This is a genomic window from Cellulosimicrobium sp. JZ28 (assembly GCF_015327065.1).
Taxonomy (GTDB): Bacteria; Actinomycetota; Actinomycetes; order Actinomycetales; family Cellulomonadaceae; genus Cellulosimicrobium; species Cellulosimicrobium funkei.
The window spans coordinates 3,120,299-3,133,250 of the sequence record NZ_CP017660.1; the positions used below are offsets into that span (position 1 = coordinate 3,120,299).

A 12,952-nucleotide genomic window follows, 5' to 3' on the forward strand; every position below is an offset into this window, starting at 1 on the left:
GGAGGGCGCGTCTCAGGCGGGCGTGCCCGCGCCCGGAGTCTCCGGGTCCTCGCGCGTCACCGAGCCCTCGCGGCCCTCCCGGCCCTCGCCGCGGTCGTCGGGCGGGAGCTGGCAGAACCGCTCGGCAACGAGCCCGACGACGGCCAGCACGACCGCGCACGCGGCGGCCAACCCGGCCGCGAGGGCCCGGTCGCGGAACGCGTCGATAGAGAGGTCGGGCAGGGCGGCGAGCACCTGCGCGCCGTACCAGCCCGTCAGGAGCGCGCCCGTGAGCGCGGCCGCCTTCGCGAGGACGAACGTGCGCGCCGCCCGGATCGCGTCGAGCGACGGGCGCTTGCCCTGCTGGTACGCGCGCACGGTCCAGCCCGCCCAGAACACCGCCGCCGCGAGCGCGAGGACGGTGACGTCCACGATCCACGGCACCGCCGGCAGGAGCGTGCCGCGGCTCTGGAGCAGGCGCACGACGAACCACCCGCCGACGGCGGTCGCGACCGCCACGAGCAGCAGGGTGCGGACGGAGGTGCGCCGCATCAGCGCTCGTCGTCGCGACCGTCGCCGGACACCGGCCCGAACGGCGGCCACGGGTCGTTCGCCGGGAGCCCCGCGTCCGCGAGCGGGCCGGGGGCGGACGCCGGGCCACCGCCCGAGACAGGCGCGAACGGCACCGACCGGATGATGTCGTCACCGGACGACGCGGCGTCCGCGGGTGGCTGCGGGTGCGCGGGCTGCGCGACCGGCTGCTGCGGCGCCGTCGGCACGGGCTCGGGCGCGTGGACCGGCGGGAAGACCGGGTGCGCGGGTGCGGCGTGCTCGGGGAAGCGCGCCGCGTCCTGAGCCGGGGCGGGCCCGGCGTCCGGGGCGTGCCCGGCATCGAGCGACGACGGCACGGGGTGCGACGGCGGCCGGTTCGACGGCCCGGGGAACGGGGCGACGGGGACGCCCGCGTCCTCGCGCGGGTCGAACGAGCCGTCGGGGACGATCGGCGGGGCCGCCCCCTCGGGCGCGACGCCTTCGGAGACGGGCGCGAAGACCGGCCGTGCCGGGAGTGCCTCGCTCGGTGTCACGGTCTGCGGGAGACCGGCCGGCTGCGGCACGACCGCGGGCTGCGGCGGGGCCACCGGGGGCGCGGGCTCCGCGGCGGGCGGCTGCGGCGGCTCCGCCTGCTGGACGTGCGGCGGCTGCTGCGGGGCGGGCTGCTGCTGCGGGGCTGCGGGCTGCTGCGCGAGGGGCTCCTGCGCGAGCGGCTGCTGCGGCGCCGGGTGCGCCTCGTGCGGCGGCACGGGCTGCTGCGGTGCCGACTGCTGCGGTGCCGGGTGCTGCGGTGCCGGCGCGCCGTCGGGGGCGGGCACGCCGCCGCCGGGCGTCACGGGACCGTCGTACGGGGCGGCGACGGGACCGGTGTGCGCCTGCTGGTAGGGGTCGGGCACGTCGACGGGCGCGGGCGGCGGCGCGGCGTCCGTGCTGCCCGTGGTGACGGGCACGGCGCCCGTCGGGTCGGGGGCAGGGTCCGTCAGCCAGTCGAGCGCGAGCCACCGGATGCCCCCGCGGTCGGGCGCGGTCGCCGCGAGGGCCGCGACGGGGCCGCCCCCGAGGCCCGGGAGCACCGCGTCCGGGTCGATCTGCGACCACGGCTCGAGCACGAACGCCCGCTCGTGCGCGCGGGGGTGCGGCAGCTCCAGGTCGTCGGCGACGGCCGTCAGCGTGCCGTAGACGATGAGGTCGACGTCGAGCGTGCGGGGACCCCAGCGCTCGTCGCGCACCCGGCCGTGCGCCTGCTCGACCGCCTGGCACGCGTGCAGCAGGTCGCGCGCCGACAGGCGCGTGCGCGCGAGGAGGACGGTGTTGAGGTAGTCCGGCTGGTCGGGGCCACCCACGGCCTCCGTCCGGGCCAGCGGCGAGACCTCCGTGATCTCGAGACCGGAGATCCGGTCGAGGTCCGTGATCGCGTCGCGCAGCGTCTGCTGGGCGTCGCCGAGGTTCGCGCCCAGCGCGAGCACGACCTCGACGAACCCGGCGGGCACGTCGTCCATCCGGTCGTGCTCGACGGGCGCGGCCACCTCCGCGGCGTCGTGCGCCCCGCCGGGGGCCTCGTCGTGCGCCGGGACGGGCTCGGCCGCGGCGCCGTACGGCAGGGGCTCGGCCTCGGGGGCGGCGTGCTCGACGGGCGCGGCGTCGCCGGGGACGGTCTGCTGCTCGCCCGACGGCGCGCCGGGCGCGACCGGCGGCGCGTCGTGGTGCAGCACGTGCTCGGCGGGGCCGGCCGCGGGGACCGACCCCGCGACGAGCTCGTCGTACGACGCCGCCTGCTGCGGGTGCGGTGCCGCGTCGTCGTGCGCGGGCTCGCCGCGGTCGTCGTGCGCGGGCTCCGCGTACGGCGCCTCCCCGTACGGCGCCTCGCCGTACGGTGCCTCCGCGGGGGTCTGCTGCTCGGCGCGGGCATCGCCGGGGGCGGCGTCGTCCCGGACGGCGGGAGCCTCGCGGGTCGCGTCGAGCGCGTCCTCCGGTGACCCGGCGGCCACCGCTCCGGTCTCGGCCGCGGTCCGCGCGTCCTCGACCGGGGCACCGGCCGAGCCCGGGAGGATGCTCGGGGGCATGACCTCGGGCGCGGGGGCGAGCGGGGTCCGGTCGTCGGGCGCGGGCACCTCGCCGACGCCGTGGATGAGCGCGGGGGCGACCGACCCGACCGGGATCGGCCCGACGGGCTGCGCGTCGCGCGACCCCTGCTCCCCGCGGCGTGACAGCGGCGCGACGACGGGGACGACCACGCGGTCGCGACGGATGACGACCTCGACGTCCTCGAACGGGACCGTGATCGGCGCCTGCGGCTTGTGCACCGCGACGTCGACCGCGACGACGTCGTCGTGCGTGAGGATCGTCGCGGCGATGCGCTCGGCGACGGTCTCGACGAGGTCGGCGGGCGATCCGGCGAGGACCGCGACGACGTCCTCGGCGACGCCCGCGTAGCTGACGGTCCGGGACAGGTCGTCGCCGCTCGCGGCGGCGCGCGTGTCCAGGTGGAGCACGACGTCGGCCCGGAAGAGCTGGCCCTGCGCCTTCTCGTGCTCGAAGACGCCGTGGTGGCCCGTCGCGCTCAGGCCCGTGAGGCGGATCCGGTCGAACGGCCGTCCGTCCGCGTCGAGGACCGCTCCTGCGAACGCTGTGGTCACGTCGTGCTCCCGTCCGGTGCTCCGTCGTCGCCCGCCGGGGCGGGTCGTCGTCACCGTGTCTCGTTGCGTGTGTCGTGCTGCGCCGGGCCGCCCGCGCCGCGGGGCCCCTCGCCCATCCTGCTAGGTCGTGGGCCGCGCCGTCGAGTCGCTCCCGGCCCTCGGTCGGTCCGCCGGCTGCGCCGCGCCGCCGTCCGCGGGACGCACGACCTCGTCACAGGCCCGGCCCCAGGCGGCGGCGACCCGCACGGCGTCGGCGGACGCCCGGACCGCGTGGACCCGCACGCACCACGCGCCCGACGCCGCGGCGAGAGTCGTGACCGCGGCGGTCGCGTCGTCGCGCAGGAGCGGCGGGACGGGCCGACCGTCGGAGCGCGCGAGGAGGTGCCCGAGGAACCGCTTGCGGGACGCGCCCACGAGGACGGGCAGGCCCAGCGCCTCGAGCTCGCGCAGGCGGGCGAGCAGCGGCCAGTTCGACGACCCGGCCTTCGAGAAGCCGAGACCCGGGTCGAGCACGACCTGCTCGCGCCGCACGCCCGCCGCGAGGAGCACGTCCACGCGCGCGGCCAGCTCGTCGCGCACGTCCGTGACGACGTCGTCGTAGTCCTCGAGGTCGTCCATGACGTCCGCGTGCCCGCGCCAGTGCATGCAGACGTAGGCGACGCCCGTGCGCGCGACGACGTCGGCCATCGCCGGGTCGGCGAGACCGCCGGAGACGTCGTTGACGAGCCGGGCGCCCGCCGCGACCGCGCGCTCCGCGACGACCGCGCGCGTCGTGTCGACGCTGACGACAGCCCCCTCGGCCGCGAGCGCGGAGATCACGGGGAGCACGCGCGCGAGCTCCGCCTCGACGGGCACCCGGCCCGCCCCGGGGCGGGTCGACTCCCCGCCGACGTCGAGGATGTCCGCACCCTCGCCCAGCAGCTCGCGCCCGTGGGCGATCGCGGCGTCCGGCTCGAACCACTCGCCGCCGTCGGAGAACGAGTCGGGCGTGACGTTGACGACGCCCATGACGAGCGTGCGTCCGACGTCCGCGAGCTCTTCGAGCCCCACGACCACGAACCGGTCCACGGGCCTAGCGCCCCAGGATGAGGCTCATCGCCTCGGCCCGCGTCGCGCCGTCGCGCATCTGGCCCCGCACCGCCGACGTGACGGTGCGCGCGCCGGGCTTGCGCACGCCGCGCATCGACATGCACAGGTGCTCGCACTCGACGACGACGATCGCACCGCGCGGCTTGAGGTGCTCCACGAGCGCGTCCGCGACCTGGGACGTGAGCCGCTCCTGCACCTGCGGGCGGCGCGCGTACACCTCGACGAGGCGCGCGAGCTTCGACAGGCCCGTGATGCGGCCGTCCACGTTGGGGATGTACCCGACGTGCGCGACGCCATGGAAGGGCACGAGGTGGTGCTCGCACGTCGAGTACACCTCGATGTCCTTGACGAGCACCATCTCCTCGTGGCCGAGGTCGAAGGTCGTCGTCAGGACGTCCGCGGCCTCCTGGCGCAGGCCCGCGAAGATCTCGCGGTACGCGCGCGCCACGCGGGCCGGCGTCTCGCGCAGCCCCTCGCGGTCCGGGTCCTCGCCGACGGCGAGCAGCAGCTCGCGGACGGCGGCCTCCGCGCGGTCCTGGTCGTACGGCGGGACGTCCGCGGGGGCGCGCAGGCCCTCCGCCGACCGGGCCGGGGTGATCGCGCCCGCGCCCGCCGAGGCGCCCGTGGGGGTGCCCATCAGTCCTGCCCCGGCTCGCGCACGTCCGTGACGTCCGTGGTCGTGTCGCGGCCGAGCGCGCGGTCGAGCGGGCTGTCCGCGGGCACCTCGCCGATGCGCTCCGGGGGGAGCTCGTCGTTCGCGGCCGCGGCCTCGTCCTGCGGGATCACGGGCGCGCCGTTCTGCGCCGCCTTCTCGGCGTCGGTGAGCACGGGCCCGCGCTGCGAGACGGCCCGCTGCTCGCTCGAGAGCCAGACGTCGCGCGGGGCGCGCTTCTCGACCGGGGAGAACACGCGCGCGAGCTCGGCCTGGTTCAGCGTCTCCTTCTCGAGGAGCTCGAGCACGAGGGCGTCGAGCACGTCGCGGTACTGCGTGAGCACCTCCCACGCCTCGTCGTGCGCGGCCTCGACGAGCTTGCGGACCTCGTGGTCCACCGTGCCCGCGACCGACTCCGAGTAGTCGCGCTGGTGGCCCATGTCGCGGCCGAGGAACGGCTCGCCCGAGCCGGAGCCGAGCTTGATCGCGCCGACGCGCTCGCTCATGCCGTACTCGGTGACCATCTTGCGCGCGATCGCGGTCGCCTTCTCGATGTCGTTCGAGGCGCCCGTCGTCGGGTCGTGGAAGACGAGCTCCTCGGCGACGCGACCGCCCATCGCGTACGCGAGCTGGTCGAGCAGCTCGTTGCGCGTCGTGGAGTACTTGTCCTCGGTCGGCATGACCATCGTGTACCCGAGCGCCCGGCCGCGCGGCAGGATCGTCACCTTCGTGACGGGGTCCGTGTAGCGCATGGCCGCCGCGACGAGGGCGTGGCCGCCCTCGTGGTACGCGGTGATCTTCTGCTCCTTGACGTTCATGACGCGCGTGCGCTTCTGCGGACCGGCGATCACGCGGTCGATCGCCTCGTCGAGCGCCCGGTCGTCGATGAGCTGCGCCCCGCTGCGGGCGGTGAGGAGCGCCGCCTCGTTGAGCACGTTCGCGAGGTCGGCACCGGTGAAGCCGGGCGTGCGACGCGCGACGGCCGCCAGGTCGATCTCGGGGACGATCGGCTTGCCCGCCGCGTGCACCCGCAGGATCGCCTCGCGACCCTTGAGGTCGGGCGCCTCGACCGCGATCTGGCGGTCGAAGCGGCCCGGGCGCAGGAGCGCCGGGTCGAGGATGTCGGGGCGGTTGGTCGCGGCGATGAGGATGACGTTCGTCTTGACGTCGAAGCCGTCCATCTCCACGAGGAGCTGGTTGAGCGTCTGCTCGCGCTCGTCGTGGCCGCCGCCCATGCCGGCGCCACGGTGGCGGCCGACGGCGTCGATCTCGTCGACGAAGATGATCGCGGGCGAGTTCTCCTTGGCCTGGTTGAACAGGTCGCGGACACGGCTCGCGCCGACGCCGACGAACATCTCGACGAAGTCCGAGCCGGAGATCGAGTAGAACGGCACGCCCGCCTCGCCGGCGACGGCGCGCGCGAGCAGCGTCTTGCCCGTGCCGGGAGGGCCGTAGAGCAGGACGCCCTTGGGGATCTTCGCGCCGACGGCCTGGAACTTCTCCGAGTCGGAGAGGAACTCCTTGATCTCGTGGAGCTCCTCGACCGCCTCGTCGGCGCCCGCGACGTCCGCGAACGTCACCTGCGGGGTGTCCTTCGAGACGAGCTTGGCGCGCGACTTGCCGAAGCCCATGACGCGCGAGCCGCCGCCCTGCATGCGCGACAGCAGGAACCAGAACAGCACGCCGATGATGAGGAACGGGATGAGCAGCCCGAGCAGCGAGGACCAGAACGAGGGTTGCGCGACCTCGGAGTTGTACCCGTCCTTCGGCTCCGCGGCGACGACGGCGTCGACGACCGCCTCGCCCTGCGGCTGGACGTAGTAGAACTCGACGTTCTTGCCCTTGTTCTCCTCGGTGTCCGTGCCCTCGTCGGCCACGTAGTCCTCGGACAGCGTGAGACGCACGCGCTGGTCGCCGTCCACGATGAGCGCCTGCTCGACCGTGTCGCCCGAGAGCAGCTCGAGGCCCGCGGACGTGTCGATGCGCTGGACCGTGGGGCGCGACAACGTCGCGAACGCGATCCACAGGATCACGAGGCCCAGGACGATCCAGACGATCGGCCCACTGAGAATCTTCTTGATGTTCATCGGCGACGGGGCGTGCGCCCCGGATCCCTCCGCTCGCGCAAGTGTTCGGGCTCGAAACTACACTCTGGACCTTGGCGCCTGCTGGGGATCTTCCCCCTGTTCGCCCAGGGCGTGGTCCGTACTTCCTGAGCAGCTCCCTGGGCGGTCCGGGCGGGCCCGTGGCCCGCCGCCGCCCGGCTCAGCTCGAGTAGACGTGCGGCGCGAGCGTCCCGACGAACGGCAGGTTGCGGTACTTCTCCGCGTAGTCGAGGCCGTAGCCCACGACGAACTCGTTGGGGATGTCGAAGCCGACGTAGCGCACGTCGACCTCGGTCTTCGCCGCGTCGGGCTTGCGGAGCATCGCCGCGATCTCGACCGACGCCGGGCCGCGCGAGCGGAGGTTCGACAGCAGCCACGAGAGCGTGAGGCCCGAGTCGATGATGTCCTCGACGATGAGCACGTTGCGGCCGGTGAGGTCCGCGTCGAGGTCCTTGAGGATGCGCACGACGCCCGACGACTTGGTGCCCGAGCCGTACGACGACACGGCCATCCAGTCCATCTCGACGTGGCTGTGCAGGCGGCGCGCCAGGTCTGCCATGACCATGACGGCGCCCTTGAGCACGCCGACGAGCAGGAGGTCCTTGCCCGCGTAGTCACGGTCGATCTGCGCGGCGATCTCGTCGAGCCGCGCACCGAGCTGGTCCTCGGTGAGCAGGATGTTCTCGAGGTCGCCTGCGACGTCCGATGCTTCCACGGGGGTCACTCCTGAGCTGGGGGGAGGGGGGAGGTGCCGGCCCGGCGCGTTGGCCCCGGGCCCAGGGAAAGCCTGCCACACGCGCGCGACGCCCTGCGGTCGCCCGGGAGGTGCACCGGGCCCTGGCCGCGCCACGCGGTGACGAGCGCGTCGAGCGCGTCGACGTGGACGGCGAACAGGTCGCTCCCCGGGCACCCCGCGCGCAGCGCCGCGGACCGCAGCGCACGACGCCGCAGCGCCGGGTGCGCGGCGGCGAGCGGGCCGACGTCGAGCACGACCGTCGCGCGGGAGGCCGCTCCCCCGCCGGGGCCGGGGTCCGCGCCGGGGCCGGGGTCCGCGCCGGGGGCGGGGTCCGCGCCGGGTGGGACGAGCGCCGCCGCGAGGAGGTCGGCCGCGAGCGCGTCGAGGAGGTCGGCGTCGTCGCGCAGGAGGTCGGCGCTGCGCGCGAGCGCGGGCACCGCGCCCGGGCCGAGGACGTCGACGAGCACCGGCACGACCCGCCCGCGGACCTGCGAGCGCAGCGGCGTGCCCGTGTTCGTGGGGTCGTCCCACCAGTCGAGCCCGAGCGTGCGGCACACCGCCTCGGTCTGCGTGCGCCGCAGGGCGAGGAAGGGGCGCCGGTACGCCCCGCGCCGCGGCGCCATGCCCGCGAGCGAGCGCGCCCCCGCCCCGCGGGCGAGGCCGAGCAGCACCGTCTCGGCCTGGTCGTCGAGCGTGTGGCCCAGGAGCACCGCGCCGGCGCCGTGGGCCGCCGCGGCGTCGTCGAGCGCGGCGTACCGGGCCGTCCGGGCGTGGGCCTCCGGGCCGTCCCCCGCCGTCGGGACGACGACGCGGCGTACCTCCACCGGGTCGAGCCCGAGGTCGCGGCACCGCTCGGCGGCGGCCGCCGCGGCGGCGGCGCTGCCGTCCTGGAGCCCGTGGTCCACGACGACGGCGCCCGCCCGAAGCCCGAGGCGCGGCGCCACGAACGCCGTGGCGGCCGCGAGCGCCGTCGAGTCGGCGCCGCCGGAGCAGGCGACGAGCACGGTCGCCCCCGGGGGCAGGTCCGCGAGCGCGCCGCGCACGGCGTGGCGCGCGGCGGCGACGACCGGCGCCGGCCCGCCCACGGCTCAGCCGTGCACGCGGCGCACCCAGGCGCGCGCGTCGGCGATCTCGCGGGCCGTGGGCAGGTTCTCCGGGGACGCCCAGACGGCGTTGAAGCCGTCGCGCCCCACGTCCTTCTCGACCGCGCGGACGAACGCCGCCCCGTCGCGGTACTGGGCGATCTTGGCGTCCATGCCGAGCAGGCGCCGCAGCACGACGTCGAGGCCGGAGCTGCCCTCGCCGTCGCGCCGCGCGTCGAACTTGCGCCGGATGCTGCGCACCGTGCGCACGGTGCGGGGCCCGACGGCGTCCATGGCGACGTCCGCGTGGCCTTCCAGGAGCGCCATGACGGCCGTGACGTCGGCGAGCCGGTCCTGCTCCTCGGGCGTGAGGAGGCCGTCGAGGAGGGTCGTGCCCTCGCCGCGCACCGCGTGCAGGACGGCGCGCCCCACCGCGACGAGCTTGTCGCGCAGGCGGGCCTCGGCGAGGCGTCGCGACGACGCGGAGAGCTCGGTGAGGAGGTCGCCCGCGCGCGTGCGCAGGTGGTCCGCGAGCCACGGCGCCGCCGCGAACTGGAGGGCGTGCGTCTGCTCGTGCAGGCACACCCAGAGGCGGAAGTCGGCGGGCCGCAGGTCGAGCGCGCGCTCGACCTGGAGCACGTTGGGCGCGACGAGCACGAGCCGGCCGGGGCCCGCCCCTGCCGCGGCCTGCCCGCTGTACGGGTCGAACTGGCCGAGGACGCGGCTCGAGAGGACCGCGAGGACCGAGCCGACCTGCGCCGCGCCGACGAGGGCGGTCGCCTGCGGCACGCGCCCGCTCTCCCCCACGAGCGCCTCGGTGACGCCCGTGGTGAGCGACGCCATGATCTCGGTGTTGGCGCGCGCCCAGCGCGGCCGGTCCACGACGTGCACCGCGCCCAGCGTCTCCGGGGTCCCCGCGACGGGCGTCATGCGGGTCACGTCGAGCACGTGCGGGACGGCCTCCCCCGCCGCGGTGCGCAGCCCCTCGACGAGGTCGGCCAGCTCGGCGCGCGACGCCTGGGGCCCCGGGCGCGCGAGGCGCCCGGCGATCTGCGCGGCGGCGGACCAGTCGACGACCGACCGGTCGCCGCGCGACGGGCCGTGGGGTCGGCCGTCCTGCTCGACGAGAGTCACCGGCCCACGGTAACCCGCTCGCCCGGCCGACGGGTTCGAGGACGCCCGGAGGATATACTCTCGGGATATACGACGGGAGGTCGGCATGGTGCGCACGACGGTGTTCCGCAGCAACAGGACGCAGGCGGTCCGGCTGCCCAAGGCGGTCGCGCTGCCCGACGACGTCCGGGAGGTGGACGTCCGGGCCGTCGGCCGGTCACGGGTCATCACCCCGGCCGGCTCCGGGTGGGACGAGTGGTTCGAGCACGGCCTGCGCGTCGGTCCCGGCTTCCTCGCCGACCGTGACCAGGGCACCGCGGACGAGCGCGAGGCCCTGTGAGCACCCTCTATCTGCTGGACACGAACGTGCTCGTCGCCCTCCTCCGCGGGCACGGCGCGGCCGCGCGTCCGAGGCTGCGCGAGGCAGAGGGGCGCGTCGCCGTCTCGACCGTGAGCGAGATGGAGCTGGAGTACGGCGTGGAGCGCTCGCAGGACCCGGCCCGCAACCGGCAGGCGGTCGACGAGCTGCTGTCGCTCGTCGACGTGCTGCCCTTCGACAGCCTGGCGGCGATGCACGCCGGCAGGGTCCGCGCCGTCCTCGCGGCCCGCGGCACCCCTGGCGGCCCGTACGACGCGCTCCTCGCCGGGCACGCCCGGTCGCTCGGGCTCGTGCTGGTGACGAACAACGTGCGCGAGTTCTCCCGCGTGCCCGGCCTGGAGGTCGAGGACTGGCTGGCGGACGCGACGCACGGCCCCTGAACCGGGAGCCCTCCCCCAGACGTGGCGCGGCCCGTCAGGCGCTGCAGCCGCACTCCGCGAGCGACGCGACGAAGTCGTCGAGGATCAGGCGCGCGCCGTAGGTGCCGCCGTCCGGGACGGCGTCGGCCATGAGGGAGAACACGAGGAGGCGGTCGTCCGCGGTGACGACCGTCCCGGCGAGCGACGTGACGTTCGGCAGGCTGCCGGTCTTCGCGCGCACGACGCCGCGGCCCGCGTTGGCGAGGTAGCGCTCGTCGAGCGTCCCGGACAGCCCCGCGACGGGCAGGCCCACCGCGCCGGGCCGCAGCCGCGGGTGCGCGGGGTCGGCCAGGAGGCCCACGACCTCGTCGAGCTGCGCGGGCGTGACGACGGAGCCGTCGCCGAGCCCGGACAGGTCCGCGAGCGTCGCGCCCGTGAGGTCGACGCCGAGGCCCTCGACCGCCGCCCGCACGGCCTGGGTCGCGCCGGCACCCGAGCCGGGCAGGCCCGCGTCGAGCGCGACGACCCGGCCGACGACCTCGGTGATCGTGTTGTCCGAGTGCTGGAGCAGGTACGCGACGACGTCGCCGAGCGGGGCGGACTCCACCTCGCCCACCGTGCGACCCTCGCTCGGCGCCGGCGCTCGCACGACGTCCCCGGAGACGGTGACGCCCTCCTGCGCGAGCGCGGCCACGAACGCGTCGGCCGCGGCGAGGGCCGGGTCCTCCGCGCGCGGCGCGTACTCCTCGTCGGTGAGGCGCGCGATGTTCACCGCGAGCGCCGCGACGGGCGCGACGTAGCCGTTGCGCACGCTGGCCGGGTCGACGGTCGGCGCGACCGCGGGCCCGGTGAACAGCGTGTCGTCGAGGCGCAGCGAGATCGTCGTGCGTCCCGTCAGCCGCAGCTCGCCCGCGACCTGCGCGGCCAGGTCGCCGAGCCCGGCCCGGCCGTTGACCGCCGTCGGGTCCCCGGCACCCGCCGCGAGCATCATGTCGCCCCCGCCCACGAGGTACACCGTCTCCTGCCCCTCGAGGACGGCACGGGTGGGCAGCGTGGTGTGCGCTCCCGGCGAGGTGAGCGCCGCCGCGGCGGTGAACGTCTTGAGGGTCGACGCCGGGACGTGCCCCACGCTCTCGCCGGCGGCGCCCAGCACGTCGCCGGTCGCCGCGTCGGTCACGAGGACGCCCACGCGCGGGCCGAGCCGCGTGTCCGCGACGAGCCCGTCCACGAGGGCCTGCACCGCGCCGGTCGAGGGGACGGGCGCCGCGTCGTCGAGCGCCGGCAGCTCCACCTCGAGCGGCGGGGCGGCAGCCGCGCCCGGCGCCTGCGGGAACGGCGGCGGCTCCGGGACGGGCGGCTCGAGCGTCAGCACGCCGGGGACGACGTCGTACGCGTCCGCCACGGCGTACCCGCCCGCGAGCGCGAGCACCACGCCGACGGCCACGCCCGTGCGCGTCGCCCAGCCCATACCTCTCCCTCGGTCCGCCCCGGTCACCGGGGCGCGTCGTCCGCCCGCCCCGTCCCGACCGGTCGTCGGTCGTCCGACCCGCCCCCCGGGCGGCGGGCACGTGCGCATTATCACTCACGGCGTCGCCCGCCCAGGGCCGTACGGACTCTTGTGGGCGGACGTCCCGTGTCACACTAGTTCCCGCACGACGGCGTCGTCCGTCGATCATCCGACACCAGCCACCGCCCGAGCGCCGCGGTGCCGGTACGACTGGAGGAAGCAGTGGAGTTCGACGTCACGATCGAGATCCCCAAGGGGCAGCGCAACAAGTACGAGGTGGACCACGCGACCGGTCGCATCCGCCTCGACCGCATGCTCTTCACCTCGACCCGCTACCCCGACGACTACGGGTTTATCGAGGGGACGCTCGGCGAGGACGGCGACCCGCTGGACGCCCTCGTGCTGCTCGAGGAGCCCACGTTCCCGGGCTGCCTGATCCGCTGCCGCGCGCTCGGCATGTTCCGCATGCGCGACGAGGCCGGCGGCGACGACAAGGTGCTGTGCGTCCCGACGGGCGACCAGCGTGCCGCGTGGCGCCAGGACATCGACGACGTGTCCGACTTCCACCGCCTGGAGATCCAGCACTTCTTCGAGGTCTACAAGGACCTCGAGCCCGGCAAGTCCGTCGAGGGCGCCCACTGGGTCGGCCGCGCCGACGCCGAGGCCGAGATCGAGCGCTCCCTGCAGCGCGCCATCGACTCCGGGTACCACACGCCGGGCCACTGACCGGCTCGTCCTCCCGTACGACGGCGGCCGCCCACCT

The 12,952-nt window shown here is 76.0% G+C and carries 12 protein-coding genes; 3 read left to right on the forward strand and 9 right to left on the reverse strand.

Annotated features, from left to right (window positions below; all coding sequences use genetic code 11):
* Window positions 1-12: 12 nt before the first annotated feature.
* From BJP59_RS13950 to BJP59_RS13985, 8 genes are all read right to left on the reverse strand, one after another.
* Window positions 13-531: a DUF3180 domain-containing protein gene (locus BJP59_RS13950; protein ID WP_034655682.1), complete on the reverse strand. Its 519-nt coding sequence runs from the start codon at window positions 529-531 to the stop codon at window positions 13-15.
* Window positions 531-3,167, reverse strand: a complete 2,637-nt coding sequence (gene folK / locus BJP59_RS13955) for a 2-amino-4-hydroxy-6-hydroxymethyldihydropteridine diphosphokinase (protein ID WP_194521206.1) — start codon at window positions 3,165-3,167, stop codon at window positions 531-533. The genes BJP59_RS13950 and folK overlap by 1 nt, the downstream gene beginning before the upstream one ends.
* 120 nt (window positions 3,168-3,287) lie before the next feature.
* On the reverse strand, window positions 3,288-4,175 hold the full coding sequence (gene folP, locus BJP59_RS13960) for a dihydropteroate synthase (protein WP_194523073.1): 888 nt from the start codon (window positions 4,173-4,175) through the stop codon (window positions 3,288-3,290).
* A gap of 64 nt (window positions 4,176-4,239) precedes the next feature.
* On the reverse strand, window positions 4,240-4,893 hold the full coding sequence (folE, locus tag BJP59_RS13965; RefSeq protein WP_051028623.1) for a GTP cyclohydrolase I FolE: 654 nt from the start codon (window positions 4,891-4,893) through the stop codon (window positions 4,240-4,242).
* Window positions 4,893-6,995 carry an ATP-dependent zinc metalloprotease FtsH gene (gene ftsH / locus BJP59_RS13970; protein WP_043659730.1) on the reverse strand — a complete coding sequence of 701 codons (2,103 nt, stop codon included), beginning with the start codon at window positions 6,993-6,995 and terminating at the stop codon, window positions 4,893-4,895. The genes folE and ftsH overlap by 1 nt, the downstream gene beginning before the upstream one ends.
* 178 nt (window positions 6,996-7,173) lie before the next feature.
* Window positions 7,174-7,728 (reverse strand): hypoxanthine phosphoribosyltransferase, encoded by a 555-nt coding sequence (gene hpt / locus BJP59_RS13975; RefSeq protein WP_021479810.1) that lies wholly within the window; start codon window positions 7,726-7,728, stop codon window positions 7,174-7,176.
* Between the two features lie 5 nt (window positions 7,729-7,733).
* A complete protein-coding gene (gene tilS, locus BJP59_RS13980; RefSeq protein WP_194521207.1) occupies window positions 7,734-8,834 on the reverse strand; it encodes a tRNA lysidine(34) synthetase TilS in 1,101 nt (366 codons plus the stop codon).
* Window positions 8,835-8,837: 3 nt separating this feature from the next.
* Window positions 8,838-9,965: a zinc-dependent metalloprotease gene (locus BJP59_RS13985; RefSeq protein WP_228485071.1), complete on the reverse strand. Its 1,128-nt coding sequence runs from the start codon at window positions 9,963-9,965 to the stop codon at window positions 8,838-8,840.
* Between the two features lie 85 nt (window positions 9,966-10,050).
* Here BJP59_RS13985 and vapB point away from each other — a divergent pair, with 85 nt between their 5' ends.
* Window positions 10,051-10,284 (forward strand): type II toxin-antitoxin system VapB family antitoxin, encoded by a 234-nt coding sequence (gene vapB, locus BJP59_RS13990; protein ID WP_021482085.1) that lies wholly within the window; start codon window positions 10,051-10,053, stop codon window positions 10,282-10,284.
* Window positions 10,281-10,703: a type II toxin-antitoxin system VapC family toxin gene (locus BJP59_RS13995; RefSeq protein ID WP_194521208.1), complete on the forward strand. Its 423-nt coding sequence runs from the start codon at window positions 10,281-10,283 to the stop codon at window positions 10,701-10,703. The genes vapB and BJP59_RS13995 overlap by 4 nt, the downstream gene beginning before the upstream one ends.
* A 34-nt stretch (window positions 10,704-10,737) precedes the next feature.
* On the opposite strand, the gene dacB is transcribed toward BJP59_RS13995, so the two are convergent.
* A complete protein-coding gene (dacB, locus tag BJP59_RS14000; protein WP_194521209.1) occupies window positions 10,738-12,150 on the reverse strand; it encodes a D-alanyl-D-alanine carboxypeptidase/D-alanyl-D-alanine endopeptidase in 1,413 nt (470 codons plus the stop codon).
* A gap of 261 nt (window positions 12,151-12,411) precedes the next feature.
* Between dacB and BJP59_RS14005 the strand changes: the two genes are divergently transcribed.
* Window positions 12,412-12,915, forward strand: a complete 504-nt coding sequence (locus BJP59_RS14005) for an inorganic diphosphatase (protein WP_034655165.1) — start codon at window positions 12,412-12,414, stop codon at window positions 12,913-12,915.
* Window positions 12,916-12,952: the final 37 nt, after the last annotated feature.

Coding starts and splice junctions, on each gene's coding strand:
- BJP59_RS13950 (WP_034655682.1), bottom strand. CDS start 531: ATGCGGCGCACCTCCGTCCGCACCCTGCTGCTCGTGGCGGTCGCGACC.
- folP (WP_194523073.1), bottom strand. CDS start 4,175: ATGGGCGTCGTCAACGTCACGCCCGACTCGTTCTCCGACGGCGGCGAG.
- folE (WP_051028623.1), bottom strand. CDS start 4,893: ATGGGCACCCCCACGGGCGCCTCGGCGGGCGCGGGCGCGATCACCCCG.
- ftsH (WP_043659730.1), bottom strand. CDS start 6,995: ATGAACATCAAGAAGATTCTCAGTGGGCCGATCGTCTGGATCGTCCTG.
- vapB (WP_021482085.1), top strand. CDS start 10,051: ATGGTGCGCACGACGGTGTTCCGCAGCAACAGGACGCAGGCGGTCCGG.
- dacB (WP_194521209.1), bottom strand. CDS start 12,150: ATGGGCTGGGCGACGCGCACGGGCGTGGCCGTCGGCGTGGTGCTCGCG.